At 70.3% G+C, this 25399-nt stretch carries 24 protein-coding genes, 3 tRNA genes and 1 riboswitch; of the genes, 9 read left to right on the forward strand and 18 right to left on the reverse strand.

The window, feature by feature from the left end; all coding sequences use genetic code 11:
• Positions 1-123: 123 nt before the first annotated feature.
• The 4 genes from aceA (at position 124) to FBY40_RS14750 (ending at position 5949) form a co-directional block, all read left to right on the forward strand.
• Positions 124-1437 carry an isocitrate lyase gene (aceA, locus tag FBY40_RS14735; RefSeq protein ID WP_141939523.1) on the forward strand — a complete coding sequence of 438 codons (1314 nt, stop codon included), beginning with the start codon at positions 124-126 and terminating at the stop codon, positions 1435-1437.
• A gap of 80 nt (positions 1438-1517) precedes the next feature.
• Positions 1518-3143, forward strand: coding sequence for a malate synthase A (gene aceB, locus FBY40_RS14740; RefSeq protein ID WP_235015127.1), 1626 nt, complete (start codon positions 1518-1520; stop codon positions 3141-3143).
• A 145-nt stretch (positions 3144-3288) separates the two neighbouring features.
• Positions 3289-4491: a pyridoxal phosphate-dependent aminotransferase gene (locus FBY40_RS14745; protein WP_141939525.1), complete on the forward strand. Its 1203-nt coding sequence runs from the start codon at positions 3289-3291 to the stop codon at positions 4489-4491.
• Positions 4492-4548: 57 nt separating this feature from the next.
• Positions 4549-5949 (forward strand): dihydrolipoyl dehydrogenase family protein, encoded by a 1401-nt coding sequence (locus tag FBY40_RS14750; RefSeq protein WP_235014931.1) that lies wholly within the window; start codon positions 4549-4551, stop codon positions 5947-5949.
• Positions 5950-6359: 410 nt separating this feature from the next.
• Here the strand turns inward: FBY40_RS14750 and FBY40_RS14755 are convergent, their stop codons facing one another.
• From FBY40_RS14755 to FBY40_RS14780, 6 genes are read right to left on the reverse strand one after another with little or no spacing between them, the layout of a single operon-like run.
• Positions 6360-7496 (reverse strand): UDP-N-acetylmuramate dehydrogenase, encoded by a 1137-nt coding sequence (locus FBY40_RS14755; protein WP_141939527.1) that lies wholly within the window; start codon positions 7494-7496, stop codon positions 6360-6362.
• A complete protein-coding gene (locus FBY40_RS14760) occupies positions 7493-7933 on the reverse strand; it encodes a MaoC/PaaZ C-terminal domain-containing protein (protein WP_141939528.1) in 441 nt (146 codons plus the stop codon). The genes FBY40_RS14755 and FBY40_RS14760 overlap by 4 nt, the downstream gene beginning before the upstream one ends.
• Positions 7930-8379: an FAS1-like dehydratase domain-containing protein gene (locus tag FBY40_RS14765; RefSeq protein WP_141939529.1), complete on the reverse strand. Its 450-nt coding sequence runs from the start codon at positions 8377-8379 to the stop codon at positions 7930-7932. The genes FBY40_RS14760 and FBY40_RS14765 overlap by 4 nt, the downstream gene beginning before the upstream one ends.
• Before the next feature lie 9 nt (positions 8380-8388).
• Entirely contained in the window at positions 8389-9186 is a 798-nt protein-coding gene (locus tag FBY40_RS14770; protein WP_141939530.1) for a sulfite exporter TauE/SafE family protein, read from the reverse strand.
• A complete protein-coding gene (locus FBY40_RS14775; protein ID WP_141939531.1) occupies positions 9183-9884 on the reverse strand; it encodes a DUF2510 domain-containing protein in 702 nt (233 codons plus the stop codon). The genes FBY40_RS14770 and FBY40_RS14775 overlap by 4 nt, the downstream gene beginning before the upstream one ends.
• A gap of 58 nt (positions 9885-9942) precedes the next feature.
• The gene (locus FBY40_RS14780) at positions 9943-10287 is read right to left on the reverse strand and encodes a TraR/DksA family transcriptional regulator (RefSeq protein WP_141939532.1); all 345 of its coding nucleotides are present in this window, start codon (positions 10285-10287) and stop codon (positions 9943-9945) included.
• An 88-nt stretch (positions 10288-10375) separates the two neighbouring features.
• Here FBY40_RS14780 and FBY40_RS14785 point away from each other — a divergent pair, with 88 nt between their 5' ends.
• Complete coding sequence (locus FBY40_RS14785) at positions 10376-11347, forward strand: NAD-dependent epimerase/dehydratase family protein (protein WP_141939533.1); 972 nt, start codon at positions 10376-10378, stop codon at positions 11345-11347.
• 149 nt (positions 11348-11496) lie between these two features.
• Positions 11497-12795, forward strand: coding sequence for a hemolysin family protein (locus FBY40_RS14790; RefSeq protein ID WP_141939534.1), 1299 nt, complete (start codon positions 11497-11499; stop codon positions 12793-12795).
• A gap of 18 nt (positions 12796-12813) precedes the next feature.
• Here FBY40_RS14790 and FBY40_RS14795 read toward each other — a convergent pair whose 3' ends face one another.
• Positions 12814-13137 (reverse strand): DMT family transporter, encoded by a 324-nt coding sequence (locus FBY40_RS14795; RefSeq protein WP_141939535.1) that lies wholly within the window; start codon positions 13135-13137, stop codon positions 12814-12816.
• A gap of 13 nt (positions 13138-13150) precedes the next feature.
• Positions 13151-13213: riboswitch (guanidine-III (ykkC-III) riboswitch) on the reverse strand.
• Positions 13214-13277: 64 nt separating this feature from the next.
• Positions 13278-14084 carry an LPXTG cell wall anchor domain-containing protein gene (locus tag FBY40_RS14800; protein WP_141939536.1) on the reverse strand — a complete coding sequence of 269 codons (807 nt, stop codon included), beginning with the start codon at positions 14082-14084 and terminating at the stop codon, positions 13278-13280.
• A gap of 185 nt (positions 14085-14269) precedes the next feature.
• Between FBY40_RS14800 and FBY40_RS14805 the strand changes: the two genes are divergently transcribed.
• Complete coding sequence (locus FBY40_RS14805) at positions 14270-14740, forward strand: hypothetical protein (RefSeq protein WP_160141416.1); 471 nt, start codon at positions 14270-14272, stop codon at positions 14738-14740.
• A gap of 246 nt (positions 14741-14986) precedes the next feature.
• Here the strand turns inward: FBY40_RS14805 and FBY40_RS14810 are convergent.
• The 4 genes from FBY40_RS14810 to FBY40_RS14825 form a co-directional block, all read right to left on the reverse strand.
• Positions 14987-15060: transfer RNA gene (locus tag FBY40_RS14810), tRNA-Met, on the reverse strand.
• A gap of 34 nt (positions 15061-15094) precedes the next feature.
• Positions 15095-15166: transfer RNA gene (locus FBY40_RS14815), tRNA-Thr, on the reverse strand.
• A gap of 64 nt (positions 15167-15230) precedes the next feature.
• The gene (locus tag FBY40_RS14820) at positions 15231-16565 is read right to left on the reverse strand and encodes a peptidoglycan DD-metalloendopeptidase family protein (RefSeq protein WP_141939538.1); all 1335 of its coding nucleotides are present in this window, start codon (positions 16563-16565) and stop codon (positions 15231-15233) included.
• Positions 16566-16867: 302 nt separating this feature from the next.
• The gene (locus tag FBY40_RS14825) at positions 16868-17677 is read right to left on the reverse strand and encodes an inositol monophosphatase family protein (protein ID WP_141939539.1); all 810 of its coding nucleotides are present in this window, start codon (positions 17675-17677) and stop codon (positions 16868-16870) included.
• A 74-nt stretch (positions 17678-17751) separates the two neighbouring features.
• Between FBY40_RS14825 and FBY40_RS14830 the strand changes: the two genes are divergently transcribed.
• Positions 17752-19350, forward strand: coding sequence for a phytoene desaturase family protein (locus FBY40_RS14830; RefSeq protein WP_141939540.1), 1599 nt, complete (start codon positions 17752-17754; stop codon positions 19348-19350).
• Here the strand turns inward: FBY40_RS14830 and FBY40_RS14835 are convergent, their stop codons facing one another.
• The 4 genes from FBY40_RS14835 to FBY40_RS14850 all read right to left on the reverse strand — a co-directional run bounded on the left by FBY40_RS14835 (position 19351) and on the right by FBY40_RS14850 (position 22366).
• A complete protein-coding gene (locus FBY40_RS14835; protein WP_235014933.1) occupies positions 19351-20655 on the reverse strand; it encodes a hypothetical protein in 1305 nt (434 codons plus the stop codon).
• Between the two features lie 110 nt (positions 20656-20765).
• Positions 20766-20847, reverse strand: a tRNA-Tyr gene (locus tag FBY40_RS14840).
• Between the two features lie 107 nt (positions 20848-20954).
• Positions 20955-21869, reverse strand: coding sequence for a PfkB family carbohydrate kinase (locus FBY40_RS14845; RefSeq protein WP_141939541.1), 915 nt, complete (start codon positions 21867-21869; stop codon positions 20955-20957).
• Positions 21866-22366 carry an FBP domain-containing protein gene (locus FBY40_RS14850; RefSeq protein WP_141939542.1) on the reverse strand — a complete coding sequence of 167 codons (501 nt, stop codon included), beginning with the start codon at positions 22364-22366 and terminating at the stop codon, positions 21866-21868. The genes FBY40_RS14845 and FBY40_RS14850 overlap by 4 nt, the downstream gene beginning before the upstream one ends.
• A 491-nt stretch (positions 22367-22857) precedes the next feature.
• On the opposite strand from FBY40_RS14850, the gene FBY40_RS14855 reads away from it, so the two are divergent.
• On the forward strand, positions 22858-23628 hold the full coding sequence (locus FBY40_RS14855; RefSeq protein ID WP_235014935.1) for a class I SAM-dependent methyltransferase: 771 nt from the start codon (positions 22858-22860) through the stop codon (positions 23626-23628).
• A gap of 3 nt (positions 23629-23631) precedes the next feature.
• Here the strand turns inward: FBY40_RS14855 and FBY40_RS14860 are convergent, their stop codons facing one another.
• Both FBY40_RS14860 and FBY40_RS14865 read right to left on the reverse strand, forming a co-directional pair.
• A complete protein-coding gene (locus FBY40_RS14860) occupies positions 23632-24426 on the reverse strand; it encodes a hypothetical protein (protein WP_141939544.1) in 795 nt (264 codons plus the stop codon).
• 4 nt (positions 24427-24430) lie between these two features.
• Positions 24431-25399, reverse strand: coding sequence for a sugar ABC transporter permease (locus tag FBY40_RS14865; RefSeq protein WP_141939545.1), 969 nt, complete (start codon positions 25397-25399; stop codon positions 24431-24433).

The raw sequence follows: 25399 nt of genomic DNA on the forward strand, positions 1-25399 counted from the left end.
AGAATTTTGGAGAAACTTCACAAGCCAATTCGTGAGTGGAGGGCGAGAACTTCACGGAGAGTGAGTTCACGACCTTCTCGTTTCGACCCGGTCGGCACGAGACATCCGATGAAGGAGAGCACCATGACCGCGACCGCCGCCAGCCGCCCCCCGCTCCGCGCCGGAGACCAGACGCAGACCGCCGCGGAGCTTCAGGAGGTCTGGGAGACCGATCCTCGCTGGGACGGTGTCCAGCGCACCTACACCGCCGACGATGTCATCGCCCTTCGCGGTTCGGTGCGCGAGGAGAGCACCCTCGCCCGCCGAGGAGCCGAGAGCCTGTGGAACCTGCTCCACACCGAGGACTACATCCGGGCTCTGGGCGCCTACACCGGAGGTCAGGCCGTCCAGCAGGTGCGTGCGGGGCTGAAGGCCATCTACCTCTCGGGCTGGCAGGTCGCCGCCGACGGCAACCTCGCCGGGCAGACCTACCCCGACCAGAGCCTGTACCCCGCCAACTCGGTACCGGCCGTGGTGCGCCGGATCAACAACGCGCTCCTCCGCCAGGACCAGATCGAGCACGCCGAGGGCACCTCCACCCGGGATTGGCTGGCTCCGATCGTGGCCGATGCCGAGGCCGGCTTCGGCGGTCCGTTGAACGCCTACGAACTGGCGCAGTCGCTGATCCAGTCGGGTGCGGCCGGCATCCACTGGGAAGACCAGCTGGCCAGCGAGAAGAAGTGCGGCCACCTCGGCGGCAAGGTCCTCGTGCCGATCCAGCAGCACATCCGGACTCTGAATGCGGCGAGACTGGCGGCGGATGTCGCGGGCGTGCCCACCGTCATGATCGCGCGCACCGACGCCCTGGCCGCCGACCTCCTCACCAGCGACGTCGACGAGCGAGACCGCCCGTTCCTCACCGGCGAGCGCACCGCCGAGGGGTTCTACCGGGTGCGTCCGGGCCTGGACTCCGTGATCGCGCGGGGCCTCGCCTTCGCGCCCTATGCCGACCTGCTGTGGGTCGAGACCGGCGAACCCGATATCGAGCTCGCCCGTGAGTTCGCGGCGGCCGTGCACGCGCAATTCCCCGGCAAGCTCCTTGCGTACAACTGCTCGCCGAGCTTCAACTGGAAGCGGCACCTCGATGACCAGCAGATCGCGACGTTCCAGCAGGAGCTGGCAGAGCTGGGCTACAAGTTCCAGTTCATCACCCTCGCCGGTTTCCACGCCCTGAACTACTCGATGTTCGACCTCGCCCGCGGCTACGCCGACCGGGCGATGACCGCGTACGTCGAGCTCCAGGAGGCGGAGTTCGCCGCCGAGTCGGCGGGCTACACCGCCACCCGGCATCAGCGGGAAGCCGGAACCGGCTACTTCGACCGCGTGTCCACGGCGCTCAACCCCGACAGCGCCACCCTCGCCCTGGTGGGATCCACCGAGGCTCAGCAGTTCCACTGACCCTTGCTTCGTCGAACCAGAAGGACCCGATCATGACCCTCACGACCGCCCCACCTCCCCCGACCACTCCGCCGCCGATGATGCGGCCGACCACCGGGCCCATCCGCACGCACCAGCCGACGATCCGGGTGACCGGTGAGATGGGTCCGCGATACGACGAGATCCTCACGCCCGAGGCCCTTGCCTTCGTCACCGCCCTCCATGACCGGTTCGGCGGTCGCCGCCACGACCGCCTCGCCGAGCGGATGCGCCACCGCTTCGAGATCGGCAACGGTCGCGACCCGCACTTCCGCCACGACACCGCGCACATCCGCGACGATCCGCAGTGGCGGGTGGCCGGTGCCGGTCCGGGCCTGGAGGATCGCCGGGTCGAGATCACCGGTCCGACCGATCCGAAGATGACGATCAACGCGTTGAACTCCGGCGCGAAGGTGTGGCTCGCCGATCAGGAGGACGCCACCTCGCCGACATGGCGGAACGTCATCGAAGGCCAGCTCTCGCTCTTCGACGCCATCCGCGGACAGCTGTCCTACACGAGCCCCGAGGGCAAGAGCTACCGGGTGACGGCGGAGCAGACGCCGACGATCGTGATGCGGCCCCGGGGCTGGCACCTGCCCGAGGCGCACATCGAGTTCACCGATCGCACCGGTCGCACTCTGTCGGCATCGGGATCGCTCGTCGACTACGGCCTGTACGTGTTCCACAACGCGCAGGCGCTGATCGCCGCCGGCCGGGGCCCCTACTTCTACCTCGCCAAGCTCGAGAGCGCGGAGGAGGCGCGGCTGTGGGATGACGTCTTCACCTTCACCGAGCGCGCCATGGGCATGCCGCACGGCACGATCCGCGCCACGGTGCTGATCGAGACGCTTCCCGCGGCGTTCGAGATGGAGGAGATCCTGTTCGAGCTGCGCGACCACTGCGCGGGGCTGAACGCCGGGCGTTGGGACTACATCTTCTCGATCATCAAGAACTATCGCGGGCGTGGTGCGCGATTCGTCCTTCCTGATCGCAGCGACGTGACGATGACGGTGCCGTTCATGCGGGCGTACACCGAGCTACTGGTGCAGACGTGCCACAAGCGCGGGGCGTTCGCGATCGGGGGGATGAGCGCCTTCATCCCGAACCGGCGCGACCCCGAGGTGACCGAGAGGGCGTTCGAGAAGGTCGCCGCCGACAAGAAGCGCGAGGCCGCGGACGGCTTCGACGGCACCTGGGTCGCCCACCCCGACCTCATCCCGATCGCCCGGGCGGAGTTCGATGCGGTGCTCGGCGACCGGCCGAATCAGGTCGACCGCCGGCGCGACGACGTGACGGTGACCGCGGCGCAGCTGATCGACGTGCACATCGGACTCCCCGTCACCGCCGCGGGTGTGCACGCCAACGTGTCGGTGGCGATCCGCTACCTCGAGGCCTGGCTGCGGGGAGTGGGCGCGGTCGCCATCGACAATCTGATGGAGGACGCGGCCACCGCCGAGATCAGCCGCTCGCAGATCTGGCAGTGGATCCACCAGGACCGCTCGCTCTCGGACGGCACGCCCATCACCGCCGACTACGTCGAGGAACTCATCGGGCAGGTGCTCGGCGAGGTGGCTCGCAGCGACGGGGACCGGTTCGACGACGCGGCCGAGCTGTTCCGCGAGGTCGCGCTGCAGCCGGAGTTCCCCGCATTCCTTACGGTCCCGGCCTACACCCGTTATCTCGCCTGACCCGGCCCCGCCGAGACCGCGCTCGCCCGTCGAGACGCACGCCCACGCGTGCGGTCTCGGCGGGCGGTGTCGGTTTCGGCGTCGGCGGGGACGGCGGAGGTCTTTCGACCCGGTGCGCGCGGCGGTGCGCCGCTACTCTCATATCGTGACCTCCCGCGCTCCTCTCTCCCGCAAACTGTCCGCGATCGCCGAATCGGCCACGCTCAAGGTCGACGCGAAGGCCAAGGCGCTGCAGGCCGCCGGGCGCCCGGTGATCTCGTACGCCGCGGGGGAACCCGATTTCGCCACGCCCTCGTTCATCGTCGACGCCGCCGCCGAGGCCCTGAGCGACCCGGCGAACTACCGCTACACCCCCGCTGCCGGCCTGCCCGTCCTGCGCGAGGCGATCGCCGCCAAGACCCTCCGCGACTCGGGGTGGGACGTCGAGGCGTCGCAGATCATCGTCACCAACGGCGGCAAGCAGGCGGTGTACCAGGCGTTCCAGGCCGTGGTGAACCCCGGCGACGAGGTGCTGCTGCCCGCACCGTACTGGACGACCTATCCCGAGGCGATCCGCCTCGCAGACGGCGTACCGGTGGAGGTCTTCGCCGGCGCCGACCAGGAGTACAAGGTCACCGTCGAGCAGCTGGAGGCGGCTCGCACCGAGCGGACGACGGTGCTCGTCTTCGTCTCGCCCTCCAATCCCACCGGCGCGGTCTACTCTGCCGATGAGACCCGGGCGATCGGCGAATGGGCGCTCGAGCACGGCATCTGGGTGATCTCCGACGAGATCTACCAGAACCTCGTGTACGACGGCGCCCGTGCCACGTCGATCGTCGAAGCGGTACCGGATGTCGCGGGCCAGACCATCCTCGTCAACGGCGTCGCCAAGACGTACGCGATGACCGGATGGCGCGTGGGCTGGATGGTCGGCCCGGCCGACGCCATCAAGCTCGCCGCGAACCTGCAGTCGCACCTGTCGAGCAACGTCAACAACATCGCGCAGCGGGCCGCGCTGGCCGCGCTCACCGGCCCGCAGGTCGAGGCCGAGAAGATGCGGAGCGCGTTCAACCGTCGTCGCCGCGTGATCGTGACGGAGCTGGCGAAGATCCCCGGCGTCACGGTGCCGAACCCGCTCGGCGCCTTCTACGTCTACCCCGACGTGCAGGGGCTGCTCGGCCGCGAATGGGCCGGGGTGACGCCGACCACCACGCTGGAGCTCGCCGACCTCATCCTCGAGAAGGCCGAGGTGGCGGTGGTTCCGGGCGAGGCGTTCGGCCCCAGCGGCTATCTCCGCCTGTCGTACGCGCTCGGCGACGATGCCCTCCTCGAGGGTGTCCAGCGCCTGCAGCGTCTCTTCGGCGCCTGATCGCCCACCTCGCCGCCGGCGGATCCCGCGGTGGTCGTCGGATGCCACACTGACAGCGTGACCCCTGACACCGCCTCATACGATCTCGCCGTCATCGGCGCTGGGCCCGCGGGCACGGCGGCCGCCCTCCGGGCCGCGGAACTCGGTGCCACGGTCGTCGTCCTCGAGGCGTCCGACCGCCTCGGCGGCACCTGTGTGAACACCGGCTGCGTCCCCACCCGTGTGCTCGCCAAGGCCGCCCGCTTGATGCGTGAGGTGGGCGCGGCGCGGGAGTACGGGGTCGTGACGCACCCCGAGGCCCTCGATTGGCCCGCCACCGTCGCCCGCGTCCGCGACCGGGTCGACCGGGTACGAGCAGTGAAGAACGAGGCTGAGAGATTCGCGGAGGCGGGGATCGACCTCGTGCAGGAGGGCCGCGCACGCTTCGCCGACGCGCACACCCTCGTGCTCGACTCCGGTCGGCGCATCCACGCCTCCTCGATCATCGTCGCAGTCGGCGGGCACTCCCGCCGTCTTCCGGTTCCGGGTGCGGAGCTGGCGACCGTGCCCGAACACGTGCTGGAGCTGTCGAGCCTCCCGCGGCGGGTCGCGATCATCGGCGCGGGCAACACCGGGGCGCAGCTGGCGACCGTCTTCGAGTCGTTCGGTGCGCACGTGACGCTGCTCGACGTCGCACCGCGCGTGCTCATGGCCTCCGACGCCGACGTGTCGGCCGCCATCGCCTCATCGTTCGAAGGCCACGGGATGACGGTGCGCACCGGCATCGCCGGCGTGGACGCCCTCGAGGAGGGGGGCGACGGGATCGTCCTCCGGTGGCGCGAGCGCGACCGAACCGACGAGACCCCGCGTTCCGACCGCTTCGACGTCGTCGTCATGGCCACCGGCTGGCCGGCCGACGTCGAAGACCTGGGCCTGGAGCATGCGGGCGTCGAGGTCGAGCGTTCTGCGATCCCCGTCGACTCCTACTTCCGCTCGGCCGTGCCGCACATCCTCGCGGTGGGCGACGCGACCGGGCGCGACATGCTCGTGCAGGCAGCGCAGTTCGAGGGCGAGGCGGCGGCGGAGAACGCGGTCCTGGGGGTGAACCGTCGGACTCCGCACCATCTGCTCCCCGCGGGGGGATTCACCGATCCCGACTACGCCGGAGTGGGTCTCACCGAAGATCAGGCTCGCGATCGCGACGAGCGCTGCATCGTCGCGATCGCGCAGTACGCCGACCTCGAGCGCGCGGTCATCGACGATCGCGCTGTGGGGTTCCTCAAGCTGATCGCCGACAACCGCCGCGAGCTCATCCTCGGCGCTCACGCCGTCGGCGAGAACGCTGTCGAGGTCATCCAGTCGGTGACGACGGCGATGGCGGCCGGGATCGACGTGGCCACCCTCGCAGGTGTGAAGTTCGCCTATCCGACCTACAGCGCGATCATCGGGCTGGCCGCCCGGCAGCTCCTCCGGGCGTGATCTTCGCGGCTCGCCGCGCCGCAGCATCCGTTCGCTCCCGCTCCGCACCCCGCACCGCGCCGCACCGCAGCCGCTCCGACCCCGCCCTCACCCCGGTTCATTCGTCGCATACGTACGTCTCGAGCCTCCCTTTGCGTACATCTGCGACGAACGAACGGGGCAGGACCGCGAGGCGGGTCACGGGGGCTATGGGCGAGGGGTAACGGATCAATGACCGCGCCACCCCACCCCACCCACCCCGCACCCACCCCGAGCATCGTTCGTTCGTCGCAGACGTACGTCCGGAGCGTCTCATCGCGTACATCTGCGACGAACGAACCGCGGAAAGAGCGCGGAGCGGGTGAGCTGGGAGATGGATGACAGCGAGGGCGGCCGGTGGACGAACCGCCGCGAGTGCGCGACGTCAGAGGCTAAAGGTCGACGTCGATCAAGACCGGCTCGGGCTGGAGCAGCAGGCCGAACTCGGCGTGCACCCGGCCCTGGATGAACCGCGCCAGCTCGGCGATCTCGTCCGCCGTGGCCCCGCCTCGGTTGGTCAGCGCGAGCGCGTGCTTCGTCGACACCGCCGCGCGCGAACGCGGAAGCTTGAAGCCCTTGCGGATGCCGGACTGCTCGATGAGCCAGCCCGCGCTGACCTTCACATCGGACTCCGCTGTCGACAGGGGCGGCACACTGCCGTCGAAGTTCGTCAACGCCACCACGACCACCGGATCGAAGTCGGGCGCGACCGGCCAGCGCGGGCACTCCGGCGGGAGGGTCCGGGCGAAGGATGCCGACACGACGGCGTTCTGGAAGAAGGATCCGGCGCTCCACGTGTCGGGGTCGGCGTCGTCGAGCACCATGCCCTTCCGCGCGCGGATCTGCAGCACCTGCTCACGCACGAAGCCGAGCGTCACCGCGGCTCCGGGCTCGAGGCCGAGCGCCGTCCGCAGCTGATCGCCGTGGATCTCACGGGGCGCGTCTCCGATGACCGCGAGCTCCACAGTGACCGACAGGATCACCGCGCGTCGCTCGGGTACCGAGCCGTAGTGGTGTTTGAGCACCGAGGTGCGGAAGCCGAGCCCGAGCTCGGCAGCCGGAACAGTGGACACCTCGCCGGTGGTCTCGTCGATGAGCTCGACCTCGACGAGGGTCTGGACGATCTCCTGGCCGTACGCGCCGATGTTCTGCACGGGTGCGGCACCGATCGTTCCGGGGATGCCCGACATCGCCTCGACGCCCGCGAACCCGTGTTCGACGGTGTACCCCACGAACGCGTCCCAGTCGTGGCCCGCCTGTACCCGCAGGCGGATGAATCCTTCGCGTGCGGCCGGGAGCGTCTCGATCCCGCGGGTCAGGATCCGCACGACCGTGCCCGGGAACGGCTCGTCGCCCACCAGCAGGTTCGATCCGCCACCGAGCACGAACCAGGGGTCACCCGTCGACCACACCTCGCGGAGCGCGTCGACGAGTTCACCGGTCGTCCGCGCCTCGATCATCCGCTCGGGGATTCCGCCTGCGCGAAGCGTCGTGAGGCTCGACAGCGCGACGGGGGGAACCTCGGTCATCGAGTCCCGTCGCCGGCAGGCGCACCGGTGGCGTCGGCCGGCCGCACGCGCACCTGCGCCTTGCCGAGCACCGTGGTGTCGGCGGCGGTCACGGTGAGGTCGATGCGGACCGCCTCGTCGGCCACCTGACCGATCCGGGCGACGATGTGAAGATCGGCACCGTCGGCTGCGTCGACGACGACCGGTCGGGTGAACCGCACACCGTAGTCGAGGATGCGACCGCTGTCGCCGAGCCACGGCATGATCGTGCCCACGGCGACACCCATCGTGAGCATGCCGTGCGCGAGGACCCCGGGAAGCCCGACCTCGGCGGCGATGTCGTCGCGGTAGTGGATGGGGTTGAGATCGCCCGACGCTCCTGCGTAGCGCACCAGCGATTCGCGAGTGAGGTGGATCGTGCGTTCGGCGATGACGTCGCCCACGGTGACGGCGTTCATGCGTCGCCCTCACCCACGAGCAGGACGGATGTCGCGGTCACGACGTGGGCGCCGGCGGCGTCGACCATCTCGGCTTCGCTGGTGACCATGGCGTTGCCGCCGAGCGTGCGGATTCCGGTGACGCTGAGCCGGGCGGTCAGCTCGTCACCCGCGACGATCGGACGCGAGTACTGGAAACGCTGCTCGGCGTGGAGCACGCGCGACAGCTCGATGCCACTGTCGGGTTCGGCGAGCAGCTGCTGCAGCGTGACGTCCTGCAGCACGATCGGGAACGTCGGCGGCGCGACGACGTCGGCGTACCCGAGGGCTTGCGCGGCGTCGGGGTCGAGGTGCTGCGGATCGTCGGCGAAGACCGCTCGCGCGAACTCGCGCACTTTCTCGCGGCCCACGAGATACGGCGGCGTCGGGGAGAACACGCGGCCGACGAGTTCGGGGTTCACTGGCACCGGATCATCCTACCGAGCGGTCTTGCGGCCCCGAATGGCGCGCGCGGCCATCTGCACGGCGATGACCGTCAGGAAGGCCGCGAAGAGAATGTTGCCCAGCTGCGGATCGACGAGAGTGGCAAGCCACGTGCCGACGGGGGCGGTCACACACGCGGCGACGCCGACGATCGCGGCGGCAGGCAGGTCGACGTTCTTGCGGATCAGATTGCCGACGGTGCCCGAGATCGCCGTCGGGATCATCATCAGCAGCGAGGTCCCCTTGGCGAGGAGGTCACTCGTGCCGAAGAGGAGCAGCAGCACCGGCACCACGATCACCCCGCCGCCGACGCCGAGAAGACCCGCGAGGATGCCGGTGACGACACCGAGCGCGATGAGACCGAGCACCGTCACGACGGTGAGCGGAAGGCCGGCGTCCCGCGAGGGGATCACCAGGAACAGGGACACGATCACGATCACGAGGAATCCGACGAAACCCCACCGAAGCACCGTCACGGGTGTCCGCGGAAGCAGCCAGGTGCCGATCTGGGCCCCCACCACCGCGCCGGCGGCGAGGATGAGAGCGGGGATCCAGGCGACGGAGTCGTTGACCGCATAGGCGATCACTCCGACCGCGGCCGTCGGGACGATGGCCGCCAGCGACGTCCCCGCCGCAAGCCGCTGGCCGTACCCGAGCACGAGGACGAGGAGCGGGACGACGACGGTGCCGCCCCCGACGCCGAACAGTCCGGACATCAGGCCGGCGATGAAGCCGACGCCGAGGCAGGTGAAGACGAAGCGCGCGTCGCGCGCTGTGGGGGCGTCGGTCATTCCTCGAAGTACGCGTTGTCGATAACCCAGGCACCATCGACTTCGACGACGGTGTACTGCCAGCTTTCGACGATCGGCGCAGGGGTCTCCAACGGCTCGCCATCGAGGAAGAGACTGTCGTATGTCTCCGTCGTGTCGATGAAGATCGAGCCCTCAGACGAACCGATGCCCACGACCTCCACCTGATAGTTCTCCACCGACTGCGCGAAACCGGCCGACTGCTCCTCGAACGCAGCGCAATCGGTGAGTCCACCGCCTTCGCGGAAGGCCTCCGACGTCGCCTCGAGGTACTTGTCGCAGTCGCCCTCGCGCCATGCCTCGTCGTAGAGTTCGACCGCGCGCACGGCCTCCTGCTGGTCGGCTTCGTCGACGCCGCCACCCGACGAGAAGACCCCGATCAGGATCGGGATGAGCACGGCGGCGGCGATGACGATGCCGAGGAGCACGACACCCAGAACCACCCACAGGATCCAGAGCTTGGACTTCTTCGGCTCGGTCGCCGCGGTGAAGGCCCCACCGGCGGGCGCATTCCCGGGCGCACCGGTGAAACCCGGCGCCGAGGGAGGGGCATCGGGGCCGGCGGGCGGCGCATCCGTCCCGTCCTCGGTCGACTGCACGTGCTCGGTCCACTTCGCACCGTCCCACCACCGGCGGGTGCCCGGGCCGTAGTCGTACCAGCCGGGAGGGTTCGTGCTCATGCTCGCTCGTTTCGTCGTCTTCCGGCCGTGCGAGGAACCGGTGGCCGCCGCACTAAGACTACTGCCGCCTCTCGGCGCAGCGAACGCAGCGGGTCGCGGTGGGCCGCACTTCCAGCCGCCCCTCCGGGATGGGGTTCGCGCACACCTCGCAGATGCCGTAGGTGCCCGCGGACACGCGGTCGAAGGCGGCGTCGATCCCCTCGAGCTCGGCCATCACGCCGACCCGCAGCCCCTCGATGCGCGACCACTCCGCGGACAGCGTTCCGCCCTCGGGATCGTGTTCGTCGTCGGCGGACTCGGCGCCGCGCGCGTCGCGCAGCTGCGCGAGCTGCACCTCGACCTCGGCGAGGCGCCGGCGCGCGGATTCGCGCACCGCGCGCAGGACGTCGACCGGGACCGTCATGACGCGCACGCTACCGGTCGGGTCCGACATCGGCACCCTAGGCTCGAGGGGTGCGCCGGCGCCCCGCCCGCACGGAGAGGCGGACAGCGTGCGCGTCGTCGTCATCGGCGGAACCGGCCACATCGGCACCTTTCTCGTTCCACGGCTCATCCGCGCCGGCCACGAGGTCGTCTCGATCAGCAGAGGTGCGAGGCCTCCGTACGTCGCCTCCTCGGAGTGGGATGCGGTGCGACAGGTCGTCGCCGACAGAGAGGCCGCCGACCGCGACGGCACGTTCGGCGAGATCGTGCTCGCCCACGACCCCGACGCCGTCGTCGACCTCCTCGCCTTCACCCCGGAGTCCTCCCGCTCCCTGGTCGAGGCCCTGCGCGGTCGCGTCGGGCACCTCGTCCACTGCGGGACCCTCTGGCGCTACGGCCCGAGCGATCGGGTGCCGATCCGCGAGGGTGAGGGCACGCCGCCGTTCGACGAGTACGGCATCCTCAAGGCCGAGATCGCCGCGCTCCTGGCCGCCGAGACCGCGGCCGGGGGGCTCGTCACCACCACCGTCGACCCCGGTCACATCGTCGGCCCGGGCTGGACGCCGGTCGGGCCGCTCGGCAACGGCGATCCGCGCGTCTGGTCGGATCTGTCGGCGGGTCGCACCCTCCGGGTGCCGGGAGGCGACGGCGCCCTCATGCACCACGTCCACGCCGACGACGTGGCGCAGGTCTTCGAGCTCGCCCTCGCCCACCGCGACGCCGCCGCCGGCGAAGACTTCCACGCCGTCGCGCCGTCCGCCCTGACCGTCCGGGGATACGCGGCGGCCGCGGCATCCTGGTTCGGACGGCCTCTGTCTCTGGAGTGCATCACCTGGGAGCAGTTCCGCACCGAGACGAGCGAACGGTACGCCGACGCGAGCTGGGGGCACCTGCACCGAAATCATTACCTCAGCATCGACAAGGCTCGTTCGGTGCTCGGCTATCGCCCGCGGTACGAACCCGAAGACGCGATCCTCGAGTCTGTCAGGTGGCTCGTCGACAACGACAGGATGGATGTCGCGGGGCCGCTCCTGGTCTGATCGGCGTCGTCCCGGCACCGGGCACACGGCGGTTTCGAAGCGTGGACCGCTAACGTGGCCTGCATGCCGAAAACTGCGGACGGATCCGACTGTCATAGTCCCGGCGCCCGGGTGACCCCGGGCGCGTCCCCGCGAGGGGAGGTGAACCGATGAACGGCGACCTCCTCCTCAACATCGCCCTCGTGGTGGTCTTCGTCCTGATCGGCGGCGTGTTCGCCGCCACCGAGATGGCGCTGGTGACCCTCCGCGACAGCCAGGTCAACGCGCTGGCCGCGCGCGGCAAGCGCGGCCAGAAAGTCGCCGACCTGGCACGCAATCCCAACAGGTTCCTCTCGGCCGTGCAGATCGGCGTGACGGTGGCCGGCTTCGCGTCAGCCGCCTACGGTGCATCGTCGATCGCACCGAGCGTCGCGCCGCTGTTCGTCTCCCTCGGACTCGACGAGGGATTTTCCCTCACCATCGCCACCGTGGTGCTGACCCTCATGATCGCCTACCTGTCGCTCGTGCTCGGCGAGCTCGTGCCCAAGCGCCTGGCGATCCAGCGCAACGCGCAGTTCGCCTACGGCGTCGCCCCGGTGCTGAACGGCTTCGCGGTGCTCATGCGCCCGGTGATCTGGCTGCTGTCGGTGTCGACGAACGCGGTGGTGCGCCTCCTCGGCGGCGACCCGCACAAGACCGGCGAAGAGCTCACCGAGGAAGAGCTGCGCGACATCGTCTCGAGTCATCAGGGCCTCCCGGAGGACGAGCGGCGCATCCTCGACGACGTGCTGTCGCTCCGGGGGCGTCAGATCAGCGAGGTCATGCGTCCGCGCCCCGAGGTGGTCGCTCTCGATCACGCCGACGAGGTGGGCGATGCCGCCGCGCGGGTGCGCGAGCTGCCGTACTCGCGCTATCCCGTCGTCGACCAGTCGATCGACGACATCACGGGGTTCGTCCACGTCCGCGACCTGTTCGAGGCCGCGGCGGTCGACCCGCGTCAGCCCATCGGGCCGCTCGTTCGCGCCATCCCGTATCTGCCCTCGACCGCGCGGGTGCTCCCGACGCTCACGGGCATGCGGGCCGGCGGCGACCAGATCGCCGTCGTCGTCGACGAGTACGGCGGCACCGACGGCATCGTCACCCTCGAGGACCTTGTCGAGGAAGTCGTCGGCGAGATCTTCGACGAGTACGACACCGATGCGGCGACCGCCGACCTCTCCGAGAACGGCGGCACCGTCGACGGCCGGCTCAATCTGCAGGACTTCGAGGAGGCCACCGGGCTCACCCTCCCCCGCGGGTCGTCCGACACGATCGCCGGCTTCATGCTGGAGCGTCTCGGGCGCCTGGCCGTCGTCGGCGACACCGTCGAGGTGGAGGGCGCGACGCTGCGGGTGACGGCGCTGGATCGCCGGCGCATCGCCGAGCTTTCGGTCACACCGCATGCCGCGGCGGGGACCGTGGCCGAATGACCTGCCCCCTCCCCCGGCCTATTCGGCGTCGCTGACGAGCTTCAGTCCGACGATGCAGCCGACGAGGCCGATGATCAGCAGCATCCGGACCCAGGAGAAGCCCTCGTCGCCCGTGATCATGGCGTAGAGCACGGTGAGGGAGGCGCCGATCCCGACCCAGACGGCATACGCGGTGCCGGTCGGGATCTCGCGCATCGCCCAGGCCAGCCCGCCCATGCTCGCGACGAGGGCGATGCCGAACACGACACTCGGCCAGAGCTTGGTGAAGCCCTCGCTCTTGCCGAGGGCCGTGGCCCAGACGGCCTCGAGGACTCCGGAGATGATGAGGATGATCCACGACATGATGCTCGCCTCCACGGCCAGTCTTGTCGCTCACCGGGTACTGAACCCTCGTCCGGGGATCCGGTCGGGATCCGTCGACCAGGCTACTGCCGCCCCCTGATCACCGCCTGGGCAGCGATCAGGGGTGGCGGGCCGGTCCGTCAGCTCCGACGGGCGCGGGTCACGGACGCAGCGACGAGGACGAGACCGAGACCTGCGATCAGCACTCCGCCGCCGAGCAACGCCAGGCCCGACGTCTCGTCGGCGCCCGTCGCAGGAAGCACCGACGGCAACGGGCGCGGAGACTGCGTGGGAGTCGTCGCCGCGCTCACGGCGATCGTGACGGTCGCCAGCGCCGGGCCCTCGCTGTTGCGTGCGAACACCTCGATGGCGTAGGTGCCCACCGCGTTCGGCGTGAAGGTCACCCGGGCCTGACCGTCCGCGACCGTCGCGACCTCGGGCACGAGCATCCCCTGGTTGTTGGGAAGCGCCGGCTCTGCGATCGAGAAGATCGCCTCCACGCCGTCCTCCACCCCGGTCAAGGTCAGCACCGAAGACCCGCCGAGCGTCAGCGACGCCGGCGAGGCGGTGAGCTCGGGTGTCATCGCCGCGCTCACCTCGATCGTCACGGAAGCCACGGCCGGGCTCTCGCTGTTCTGGACGAACGCCTCGATCACGTATGTCGCCGCCGCGTTGGGCGTGAACACCACCGTCGCCTGACCGTCAGCGACCGTCGCGCTCTCGGGGTTCAGCATTCCGCCGTTGTTCGGCAGTTCCGGCTGGGCGATGGCGAAATTGACCTGGACGCCCTCGTCCACGCCGGTCAGGGTCAGCTCCGACGACCCTCCGAGCGTGATGGAGGTCGGCGAGGCGGTCAGCGACGGCTCGGCGTCGGCGTGTGCGGGGGCGGCTGCCCCGAATGCGACGAGCACGACCGCGGCGAGGGCAGCAAGCAACTTCTTGGTCATCTTTGACTCCAGGGCGAGGGGGGGACGGCATCGTCCCCGGAGCGCTCGGGGTGACGCTCCGCTGGGGTCATCGTGACAGACGAACGGTGCGAGCGGAAGGTGTCCCCGCGCCGGAGAACACGAGAGCGCCCGGTCAGGAAAGCCCTTACTGGATCTTCCGAGTGACAGATGAGAAGCTGGTTGGCATGAGCCGTGCACTGAAGATCACCACCGGCGCTGCCGCCGGGCTGGTCGTCGCGGGCCTGATCGCGATCGCCGCCCCGGCCGTCGTAGGCACGGTGAGTGTCGTGACCGAGGCCGGGAACAATCTCGGCCGCACGCTTGAAAGCCCGCCCGAGACCGACCCGGTGACCGTCCTCGACGCGCCTCGCGAGGTCGAGCGCAACTCTGACGATTGGCTCAACCGACCGAAGTCGCACCTGAGCTGCTCCCGGTACGCGGACTACGGCGTGAACGACTACGCCGAGGGCGAGCCCGTCGACGTGCTCGGCGACGGCACCGTGAAGACCTACCGGGTCGCCGAGGGCGACACCACAATCGGGATCATGGAGCGCTTCTGCACCCCGTCGAGCGCGACGATCTTTTATGCCAACGACATGCACCTGCGCGGCTACGGCCTGACCCCTGGCGAAGTGATCAACATCCGCCAGTACTGATCCGGGCACTTCGAGCGGTCTGATGACCTCACTCAGCGACCGTTTCGTCTGCGGCTATACCGGGGCAACCGTCGAGTTGTGGTGGAGCTCGTCCAGCCGTCCTGTGAGCTCGGCCGCGATTGTCCACTCCCAGCGCGGGCGACGAAAATCGCCCTACACCGCCCACTGCACCGTTCCGACCCCGCGGGCGGCTCCGATCCGCCGCAGAGATGTAAAAACCCCCGGCGGACCGGGGGTTTTTCTCGGTAGCAGGAGCGGGGCTTGAACCCGCGACCTCACGATTATGAGTCGTGCGCTCTCACCAACTGAGCTACCCTGCCGCGATACACCGGCAGCAAGATGCCGGATGCTGCGAGCCCCGAGTCAGGATTGAACTGACGACCCCTTCCTTACCATGGAAGTGCTCTGCCACTGAGCTATCGGGGCGTGCTGCCCTGCGCGGGCAACTCAACGAGAATACCAGAGCCGACGCTCCCCGTTGAATCGGCGGTCACCCTCCGGCGTGCTGACGAAGCCACGGCAGGGGGTCGATCGGCGTGGTGCCGTTCATGAGCAGCTCGAAGTGCGTGTGCGCGCCGAACGAGCGGCCGGTGTTGCCGGTGCGTCCGAGGACGGTGCCGACCGTCACCTGCTGGCCGGGCACGACCTGCATCGAGTCGTACTCCATGTGCGCATAGTGGCTCGAGATCAGCTGACCGTCCACGACGTGGTCGATGATCACGTGCACGCCGTACGCGCCGCCCGACTCGCTGGCCACACGCACGGTACCGTCGGCGATCGCCTGGATCGGTGCTCCGGCGCCGGGGACGAAGTCGAGGCCCTCGTGCATCTTGCCCGAGCGCATGCCGAAGCCGTAGCTGATCGGCACGCCGACCGCGAACGGCCACTGGATGGCGGCGGTGGGGTCGTTGACGTAGAAGTTCGAGAAGTTCGTGATCCCCGACGCGGCAGCCAGGTCGGCCATCGTCACCGTCTCGTAGCTCTCGCCGCGGGCGATCTGGGCGTTCTCGGTCGTGGCCGGGGCGACGTACGCCTGGATCTCGTCGGGATCGACTGAGAGGTCCGTCGACGCCGGTGCCATCGCGGAGAGCGTGGCCGATTCGCTGCCGGTGGCAGCGGCCACGGCCTCGGCAGGAGTCGTGGTGGCGACGGCGAGGAGACCGACGATCCCCATGACGCTCACCGAGAAGGATGCCGCTGCAGCGCGACGGAAGGCGGCTCCGCGTCCTGGGCGACGGCGACGGGCGGCAGCGACGTGCGCGGCGATGTCGGGGGTCGCGGGTGCAGCATCGCCGTCCGCCGCGCCGTCATCGGCTGCAGCGACGTTCTGCACCGGAGTCTCGCCGGTGAAGCAGAACAGTCGCGCGGCGGCCTCGAACTCATCATCCACCTGCGGCGCAGCGTCGCGGGCATCCTCCGGGTCTGCCGAGGGCGGCTCGTCGGCGACCGAGTGTCCCATGGGCGGCTCGAGGAGGCGGAAGGGTCCGGTCGTCGTGGCAGCGTCGAAGAGGAGCGCGCCGGTCCCCCCGGTGAAGGTCGCCGGGGAGTCGGGATGCTCGGGATCCGCACCCTCCGCGGCGCCGTTGTCGGAATCGGTCGACGATCCTTCCGCCGACGCCTCGGGCACCTCGGTCACGCTCGCCTGGGCGACGGGGGCCGACTCGGCAGGGGTCGCGGTCACCGACGAGGCGGGCGAGTGCGCGACATCCGCAGCGTCGCCGGTCATCGAGGCGGAGCCGGCCACCGGCACGGCGCCGGTCGAGAAGACGGGGTTGATGAGGAACGGCTGCGCGGCAGCCCGGGCGCGCAGCGCTCGGCGGCTCATCGCAGGCGGAGCAGAAGAGGGCTCACCGGCGGGGGGAACGGTCGTCGTCTCCGCCGGGGTCTGAACGTCCGCGGGGGAGACTCGACTCGACCGGCGGGTGCGCGGGCGAAGAGCCGAGGATGAATCGTGGGGCAAAACGGGGGCGTGCTTCCGAGTCGTTGCCGCGCATGGGGGTGCACGGCAGGCGGTCGTTGGGGGATACTTCCGGTTCGGACACCAAAAGTAACGAACGGATAAACACTACCCGGCGACGTCTGGGAATGCCATGTACAACACCGGCGCGCAACCGCCCACGCGGCGGCTCATTCTGTGGTAAGCGACAGCAGGTGCTCGAAGACCCCGGGACCGGCGGCGACGGTGAGGGGCCGCGCCGTGGCATCCGGCATCTCCACTCGCCCGAACCGCCCGCCCGCCTCGGTGACGAGCAGCGCTCCTGCCGCGAAGTCCCACGGCTGCAGTCCGCGTTCGAAGTAGCCGTCGAGCCGACCCGCGGCGACGAACGCGAGGTCGAGTGACGCGGCACCGATCCGGCGGATGTCGCGGGCGATCGTCATCGCACGGCCCACGCGGGCGAGGTCCGAGGCGTGGGTCACGGGGTCGTAACCGAATCCGGTGGCCAGGAGCGCTCCGGCGGCGGCCGGCTCGGCATTGACCGTCAGGCGCGCCCCGTCAAGCCACGCACCCTCGCCCTGGGTGGCATGGAACAGCTCCCCGCTCGCGGGATTGAACACGACCCCGGCGAGGGCTTCCCAGTGCTCCGGATCGCTGCCGCCCGCGACGGCGGCGACGCTGACGGCGTACGAGGGGATGCCGTAGGCGTAGTTGACCGTGCCGTCGATGGGATCGATGACCCAGGTGACATCCGAGTCGCCACCGTGCGACACCGGCGCTGCGCCCGACTCCTCACCGAGGAAGCCGTCGCCCGGGCGCTCGCGGCGGAGCCGATCGCGGATCAGCTCCTCGACCTCGCGGTCTGCCTCGGTGACGATGTCGGCGAGGGCCGACTTCGTCGCGGCGATCGCGACACCCTCGGTGCGACGGCGACGGGCGAGCTCTCCCGCCTCCTGGGCGATGTCGAGGGCCAGATCGTGCAGCTGCGCGGCAAGCGTCATGCCCCTCACGCTACCGCGGGGGTTTCGTCCCGAAGATCGATGCGCAGGCCGGCGAGCGCCTCTACGGTGGAGCCATGCCTCTCCCCCGGGATGCCGCTACGCACGATGTCGTGATCGTCGGCGGCGGTCACAACGCCCTCGTCGCCGCCGCGTACCTCGCCGGCTCAGGTCACCGCGTCGTCGTCCTCGAGCGACTCGAACACGTCGGCGGCGCCGCCGTGTCGGAGGAACCCTGGCCGGGGGTGGCTGCCCGCCTGTCGCGGTACTCGTACCTCGTGAGCCTGCTCCCCCGTGCGATCATCGACGACCTCGGACTTCGGATCGACCTTCGGCGCCGGCGCTACTCCTCCTACACGCCCTCTCCCGCCGATCCCTCTCGCGGCATCCTCATCGATCGGCGCGACGCGGCGGTCACGACGCGCAGCTTCGTCCGGACGACCGGCGACCCCGCCGAGGCCGATCGCTTCGCCGCTTTCGGCGACAGGCTCCTCCCGCTCGCCCGCCGGGTCTTCCCCACGATGACCGAGCCCCTCCGCCCCCGCACCCAGGTGCGCTCGCTCGTCGACGACGATGAGCTCTGGACGGATGTCGTCGACCGACCCCTGGGCGAGATGCTGCGTCGTTCGCTGGAGACCGACCTCGCCCGCGGGATCGCCCTGACGGATGGGCTCATCGGCACCTTCGCCACTGCCGACGATGCGAGCCTCGCGCAGAACCGCTGCTTCCTCTATCACGTCATCGGCGGGGGCACCGGGGACTGGGACGTGCCCGTCGGCGGAATGGGACGGGTCAGCGCCGAGCTCGCCCGAGCCGCCCGCGACGCCGGCGCAGAGGTCCGCACGGGCGCCGAGGTCACCGCCATCGATCCCGACGGCGAGGTGACCGTGGCGGGTCCCGACGGGCGGAGCGAGACCCTGCGGGGCCGGCTGGTGCTGATGGGCGCAGGACCCGCGGTGCTGACCGACCTGCTGCGAGCGGGGGGCGCCGCGGCCGAGAACGCCGGCATCGCGCCCGAGGGCGCGCAGGTGAAGGTCAACATGCTGCTCCGGCGGCTTCCCCGCCTGCGCGACAGCGAGGTGTCGGCCGAGGCGGCCTTCTCGGGCACCTTCCACATCAACGAGACCCTGAGCCAGCTCGACGCTGCGCACGCCGCCGCTTCAGCGGGCGAGTTCCCCGATCCGCTGCCGGCGGAGATCTACTGCCATTCCCTGACCGATCCCTCGATCCTCGGCCCGCAGCTGCGCTCGGAGGGTGCGCAGACCCTGACACTCTTCGGGCTCCAGGTGCCCCACCGTCTGGTCGCCGGCCGCGATTCGGACGCTGCCCGGGCGGAGGCGCTGGCCGCGGCGTCGGCGTCCTTGAATGCCGTGCTCGGAGAACCGATCGAGGACTGTCTGTTCACCGCCCCCGACGGATCGCCCTGCGTGGAGGTGCGAACGACCGCCGACCTGGAGGACTCGCTGCGGATGGCCGGGGGCGACATCTTCCACGGCGGCCTCGCCTGGCCCTGGGCGGACGATGACGCCGACCTGTCGAGCCCCGCATCGCGGTGGGGTGTGGCCACCGGGCACGAGCGCATCCTGCTGTGCGGCTCGGGCGCCCAGCGCGGCGGCGCCGTCAGCGGGATCGGCGGGCACAACGCCGCGATGGCCGCGCGCGAGATGCTCGGCTGACTAGTTGCGCGGCGGAAGCGGCGGCGGGGGCGGGAAGCCCTCGTAGCCCTGTGCGCCCGGAGAGCCCTGCGCTCCTCCCGGGCCCTGTGCACCCGGCACCGGCGGCGGGAACGTCGGCTGCGACGCCTGCTCGGGCGCGATCGGCACGAACGACTGGGCTCCGGGCGAGGGTCGGCCGGTCTGGTAGGCCTGCCAGTCGGGGCTGCCGTCGGGGAGCATCGGCAACGGCGTGCGACCGTCCGCGTACATCGGCCACGGGAGAAGCTCCCCGTCGGTGGGCGCCGGGGCGGGTGAGGATGCTGCCGCCGCCGGCGCAGCGGACGCAGGAGCAGGTGCCCCCAGCGCAACGTCGGCTGCGGAGGTGTCGTCCTCGGAAGCGGTGGCTTGGGGAGCGGACGCGGCGGCGACCGGAGCTGCCGACGCCGGGGCCGCGGGGATCGGGGCGGCGGGGGTGGGACCGGCGGAGGCCGGCGCGAATGGCTGCGGAGCGTTCTGCCCCTGCCATCCCTGCGGCTGCCAGGCGGCCTGCGCCTGACCCGGCCACGTCTGGCCCTGGGGCGCGTGGGGGGCCCAGGCGGGGATGACGCCGGTCTGCTGCGCATCCGCGCCGGGATATCCCGCGTAACCCGGGTACGCCGGGGCGACGGGCCGCGGCCGACGCGGCGCGAAGAGCACATTGATCAGCGGGAGAAGCGCGGTGCCCACGGCGGCGAGGATCGTGATGGAGACGACGAAACGCCAGTACAGGTCGCCCAGCTGCGCGTACTCCGACAGCATCAGCGGGATCACCAGCATGATCGCCAGAGCGATCACGAGCACGATCGTCACGATCGCGATGACGGAGGTGAACGTGGTGCGGTTGCGGGCGAGGGCCTTCAGGAACAGGCGGATGTGCAGCAGTGCCAGCTGCAGGATCAGCACGATGAGGAGGAACGACACGAAGCGGCCGAATCCCGAGTAGGGGAAGCGCTCCGGCATCCAAATCATCACCGCCCCGATCAGCAGCGTCACGACCCAGACGCCCATACTCGCCAGCGCCAGCCAGGCCGGACGGTTTGGAGCGAGATTCGCATCGAGGATCGCCGCGCCGGCGAAGCCGGCGAGCAGCAGCACGGTGAGGAACGCGCGGGCGACGATGCCGTTCTCCGGCCCGATCAGCACCCAGACGACGCAGACGATCGCCGCTGCGATGAGAGCGCCGATCGCCACCCAGATGGCGGCACGGATGAGGGGTGACCGACCCGGGTCATCCATGGCCTGCGACTCGGCGGACGCGGGCGTCTCGTGCGGCTGGGGCTGTGTCATCTCGGTCCTCTCGTCGACGCATGCCCATCCTGGCACGCGAGGGCGGACGTGTCAGGCGGCCCGGCGGGAGCCAGAATGACAAGAGCCCGGCCGAAGCCGGGCTCTTTGGGTGGCGAGTGAGGGATTCGAACCCCCGAAGGCTACGCCGGCTGATTTACAGTCAGATCCCTTTGGCCGCTTGGGTAACTCGCCAAGTGCGCACCCGCCCGGCTTGTGCAGTCGACCGGAGGCGCGAGAAACAAGTCTAGACCCCCGGCGGGCGTCGAAAAAATCGACGCGGAACGCCCGCCTTCCGACCCTCAGGTTCCGAGGCGATCGAGGTCAGGGGCGATCAGCGCCGAGGGGAGGCGCAGGAGCGCACCCTCGAAGCGGCAGGTTGCGGCAGCGACATCCATAGCCCTCTGCAGCGCGTCACCCCACGCCTCGGGATCGGAGGGAACGTCGTCGATCATGGCGGCGATGATGGTCGCGAAGGCCGCGTCGCCCGCGCCCATGGTGTCGACGATGCGACCCGGCAGATCGGAGATCGGGCGGGTGACGACATCCGCCCCCGCTTCGATGGTGGCCCCCGCACGTCCCTGAGTGGCCAGGACCGCGGCCGCGCCGGCGTCGATCAGTCGCGCGCGCAGGGCGTCGAGGCGTTCCCCGTAGAGCAGCTCGGCGTCGTCTTCGCCGATCTTGACCAGCGCCGCGCCCGCGGCGAGCTGCTCGAAGCCGCGGACGAACTCCGCGCGGTCGTGCATCATCCCCTCGCGGGGGTTGACGTCGATCGCGAGGGGGGCGCCTGACGCGCGCACGGCCTGCGACAGCGCCAGGGTCTGGGCGACGTCGTCGAAGGGGAAGCAGCTGATGGCGATGACGGATGCCGCATCGAGGGCGGCCCGCTCGGCGGCGCCGAACTGCACGGCGCGATGCTGAGCGGCTTCGTTGAAGACGTAGGTCGGCTCGCCGCCGCCGCTGCGCGTGCTCACCGCGCGAGACGAGCCGCGCGGCGACGGTGTCGCGAGCAGCTCGACCCCGAAGTCGTCGAGGTACGACCGGATGCGACCGCCTGCCTCGTCGTCGCCGACCATCGCGATGAGGGTCGCGGGCACGCCGAGACGTTCAAGACCGACGGCCACGTTCAAGGCCGCGCCGCCGACGAACTCGCGGACGCCGTGGTCGTCGCGCAGTTCGTCGATGAGGGCGTCGCCGATGACGACGGCGCGGCTCATGACCGGCTCCGCGCGTGCTGGGCGACGCTCTCGACGAAGGCCTCGGTGCGTCGGCGCGTGCCGTCGATGCGCCGGTCGACGCTCGCGCGGATCTCACTGGGCGCGAGAGGGGCGGCCAGCCGGACGTTCTCGTGGCACGACAGGTCGGCGCACATGTAGGTGCCGACGCTGTCGCCGTTGCGGCCCGCCTCGCCGGCCTTGCGCGCGGTGAAGAGCGCGACCTGATCGGCGGGCTGCATCGTGTGGCACAGGTTGCACATCGCCGAACGCGCCGACGAGGTGCCCTCGGCGGCGCGCAGCAGCACACCGACGGCTTCGCCGTCGACCTCGGCGATGACGTACGCACGACCGCGCGTGCGGGGGTCGCGCCAGGCCAGGAAGTCGAGATGATCCCAGTCGGTCAGCAGGAAGTCGTTCGGCAGGGCCATCACCTGCAGCTCTTCGGGACGGGCGTTCACGAACGACGTGTGAATGTCGCTCTCGGTCAGCGGGCTCATGCACTCTCCTCGCCTGGTCTCGGGACAGTCTACGAACCTCTCCCCGTCCGCGGGCGGGTTGTGCGGCGCGGGAGCGTCGCCCGCCTCTCGCGCCGAACGACCCCGCCCGCTCCTTCACGCCGGACGACCCCGCCCACTCCTCACGCCGGACGACCCCGTCCACTCACCATGCCGACCCCGTCCACTCCTCACGCCGGACGACCCCGTCCACTCCCCATGCCGACCCCGCCCCTCCTCACGTCGGACGACCCCGCCCACTCCCCACGCCGACCCGTCAAGAATTGCGGCCCACGCAGCCGGGAAGCGACAAGAATCGACGGGTCGCGAAGGATGCGAGACAGAAATCGACGGGTCGCGAAGGATGAGCGACAGAAACGGGTCGCGAAGGATGAGCGACAGGAATCGAGGGGTCGCGAAGGATGAGCGACAGAAACGGGTCGCGAAGGACGAGCGACAGAAATCGACGGGTCGCGAAGGATAGGGTGGCGCCCGTGACGGAGGACGGTGGGTGGTCCGCCCTCGCGGAGGGCTGGGCCGCGCGGTGGGGCGGAGTGTCGGCGCCCGCGCGGCAGGCGCTCATCACCGCGTGCGCCATAGGTCCGGGCACGCGGGTGCTCGACGTCGGCTGCGGCTCGGGCGAATTCCTCGCCGATCTCGCCGCCGCCGGAGCGCGGGCGATCGGGGTCGATGCCTCACCGGCGATGGTCGCGATCGCCGCTCGGCACGGCGACGCGCGAGAGGCGGATGCCGCTGCCCTCCCTTTTGGCGCTGACTCGTTCGACGTCGTCACCGCCATCACCGTGCTGCACCTCACCGACGACCTCGATCACGCCGTCCTCGAGTGCGCACGCGTGCTGCGGCCGGGAGGACTGCTCGGCATCGCGGAATGGGGTGACACCGGGCGGAACGACCTGGCGGTCATCGAGCAGGCCCTCGAGGCTGCGCTGGCTCCCGATGCCGGCGGCGCCGCCGGGCTCGAGTCCGGCGGCGCCGCCGAGGGGGCGGGGCCCCCGCATCCGACTCCCCTGGATCTCGCGTTGGACGCGGCGGATTTCCGTCTGGTCGCGCACGGCGAGGTCGAGGTGCGGGTACGGGCCACCGACGCCGACGAGCTCGCGACGACCGTGCTGCTCGGCGAGGACGAGGCGACGATCGGTGAGCTCTCCGCTGTCATCCAGACGGCGGCGGAACCGTTCCGGCAATTAGACGGGAGCTACGAGCTGAGGAACACCTTCCGCTGGCGCGTGGTCTCGCGCGGCTGAGCCTCAGAATCCGAGTCGGCGGGCCACCGCGTCCGCCGCGCGCACCGGGAACGCGTCCCAGCCGGGCTCGAGAACCTCGCGGGCCAGCGCGTACAGCTCGCGCGCGGCGTCTTCGACCGGCGCCGAGGTCGCCTCGGCGATGCGGGCGCCCCACTCGGGGAAGTCGCGCTCGAATCGGCGGAGCGGATCGATGATGTCGCGGCGGAGCGTCGACCGCTCGCCGAAGCGACCCCGTATCGCGCGGACCAGATGGACGACGGCGGCACCGCGCACGAACTGGCCCGCGTTCAGCACCTCACCACGACGTGCCCGGCCGGCGCCGAGCAGGAGCTTGACGAAGACGAGAGCGGCGTCGTTCACGGGGTCGAACCGATCACGAGCGGCCGCGTGCGCGCGGGCGCGCGCGATGAGATCGGCCGTCGTCCCCCGGTCGTCATCGACGACGACGGTGGCCTCCCCCGCGACCGCGCCCTCCAGCTCCGCGGCCTCCGAGAAGGCGAACTCGAACACATGCCCGTCGTCGTACACGGCGACGAACCCGATCTCGCCCTCGCGCGCGGTCACGGCGAGCCGGTCCTGATCGGGCAGCCACGTCAGGTCGGGCCGGACCTCCTGCCCGCGACCGTCGGCGATCAGGGCGAAGAAGTCGTGATCAGACCATTCGTCGCGACGATGCGCCGCCTCGTCCGATGCCGAGCCGAGGAGGACGAGGCCGATCAATCCGTCGCGCTCCTCCACCCCGGCGGCGAGGCCGCGGCTGAGCGCGGTGAATCGTGCGGGATCGCCGGGCACCGTCATCCGGTCACTTCACACTGCCGGCGGTGAGGCCGCCGACGATGAAGCGCTGCAGCGCGAGGAACAGCGCGACGGGGATGATGGCGGCCAGCACCGCGCCCGCGGCGAAGACGCTCCAGTTGCGGGCGGTCTCCTGCGAGACGAACTGGTAGAGACCGACGGCGAGCGTCTGCTTGTCGGGGTCGGAGAGCACGACCGACGCGATGACGAAGTCGTTCGTCGTCGCCAGGAACGACAGCAGCCCGACGACAGCGAGGATCGGAGCGACCAGGCGCAGGATGATCGTGAAGAAGATGCGCGCGTGACCGGCACCGTCGATCTTCGCCGCCTCGTCGATGGACGCCGGCACGGTGTTGAAGAACCCGTACATGAGGTACGTGTTCACCCCGAGCGCACCGCCGAGGTAGACCATGATCAGCCCGAGCTGGGAGTTCAGGCCCAGTGCCGGGAAGATGTCGGCGATCGCCGACATGAGCAGGAAGATCGCCACGAAGGCGAGCAGCTGCGGGAACATCTGCACCAGCAGCAGGGTGAGGAGGCCGAATCGGCGGCCCGTGAAGCGCATGCGCGAGAACGCATACGCCGCGAGGGCGCCGAGCAGCACCGTGCCGAATGCCGTGGCGAGCCCGATCACGAGGGTGTTGACGAACCACGCGCCGTAGGGCTGCGACGGGTTCTCGAACAGCCGGAAATAGGCGCCCAGATCGAAGGTGGAGAACAGGCTGTTCGCCGTCAGCAGCGTGCCGCCGGGGTTGAGCGACGCGGACAGCACATAGGCCAAGGGGAACGCGCAGAACAGCAGCATGACGATGCCGATGATGTGGCGCCATCCGGTCTCGCGGAACCAGCGACCGAACGGTCGCCGCGGGGTGGGCGCGGCCTTCTCCGCAGCGACAGCGCCGCGGCGATCGTCGGCGAGGGCCTCTGCGAGGGCCGGGGCGGGCTGCGAGGTCAGCGGATTGGAGTTCAGTGCCAT

It is taken from the genome of Microbacterium sp. SLBN-154 (assembly GCF_006715565.1).
Lineage (GTDB): Bacteria > Actinomycetota > Actinomycetes > Actinomycetales > Microbacteriaceae > Microbacterium.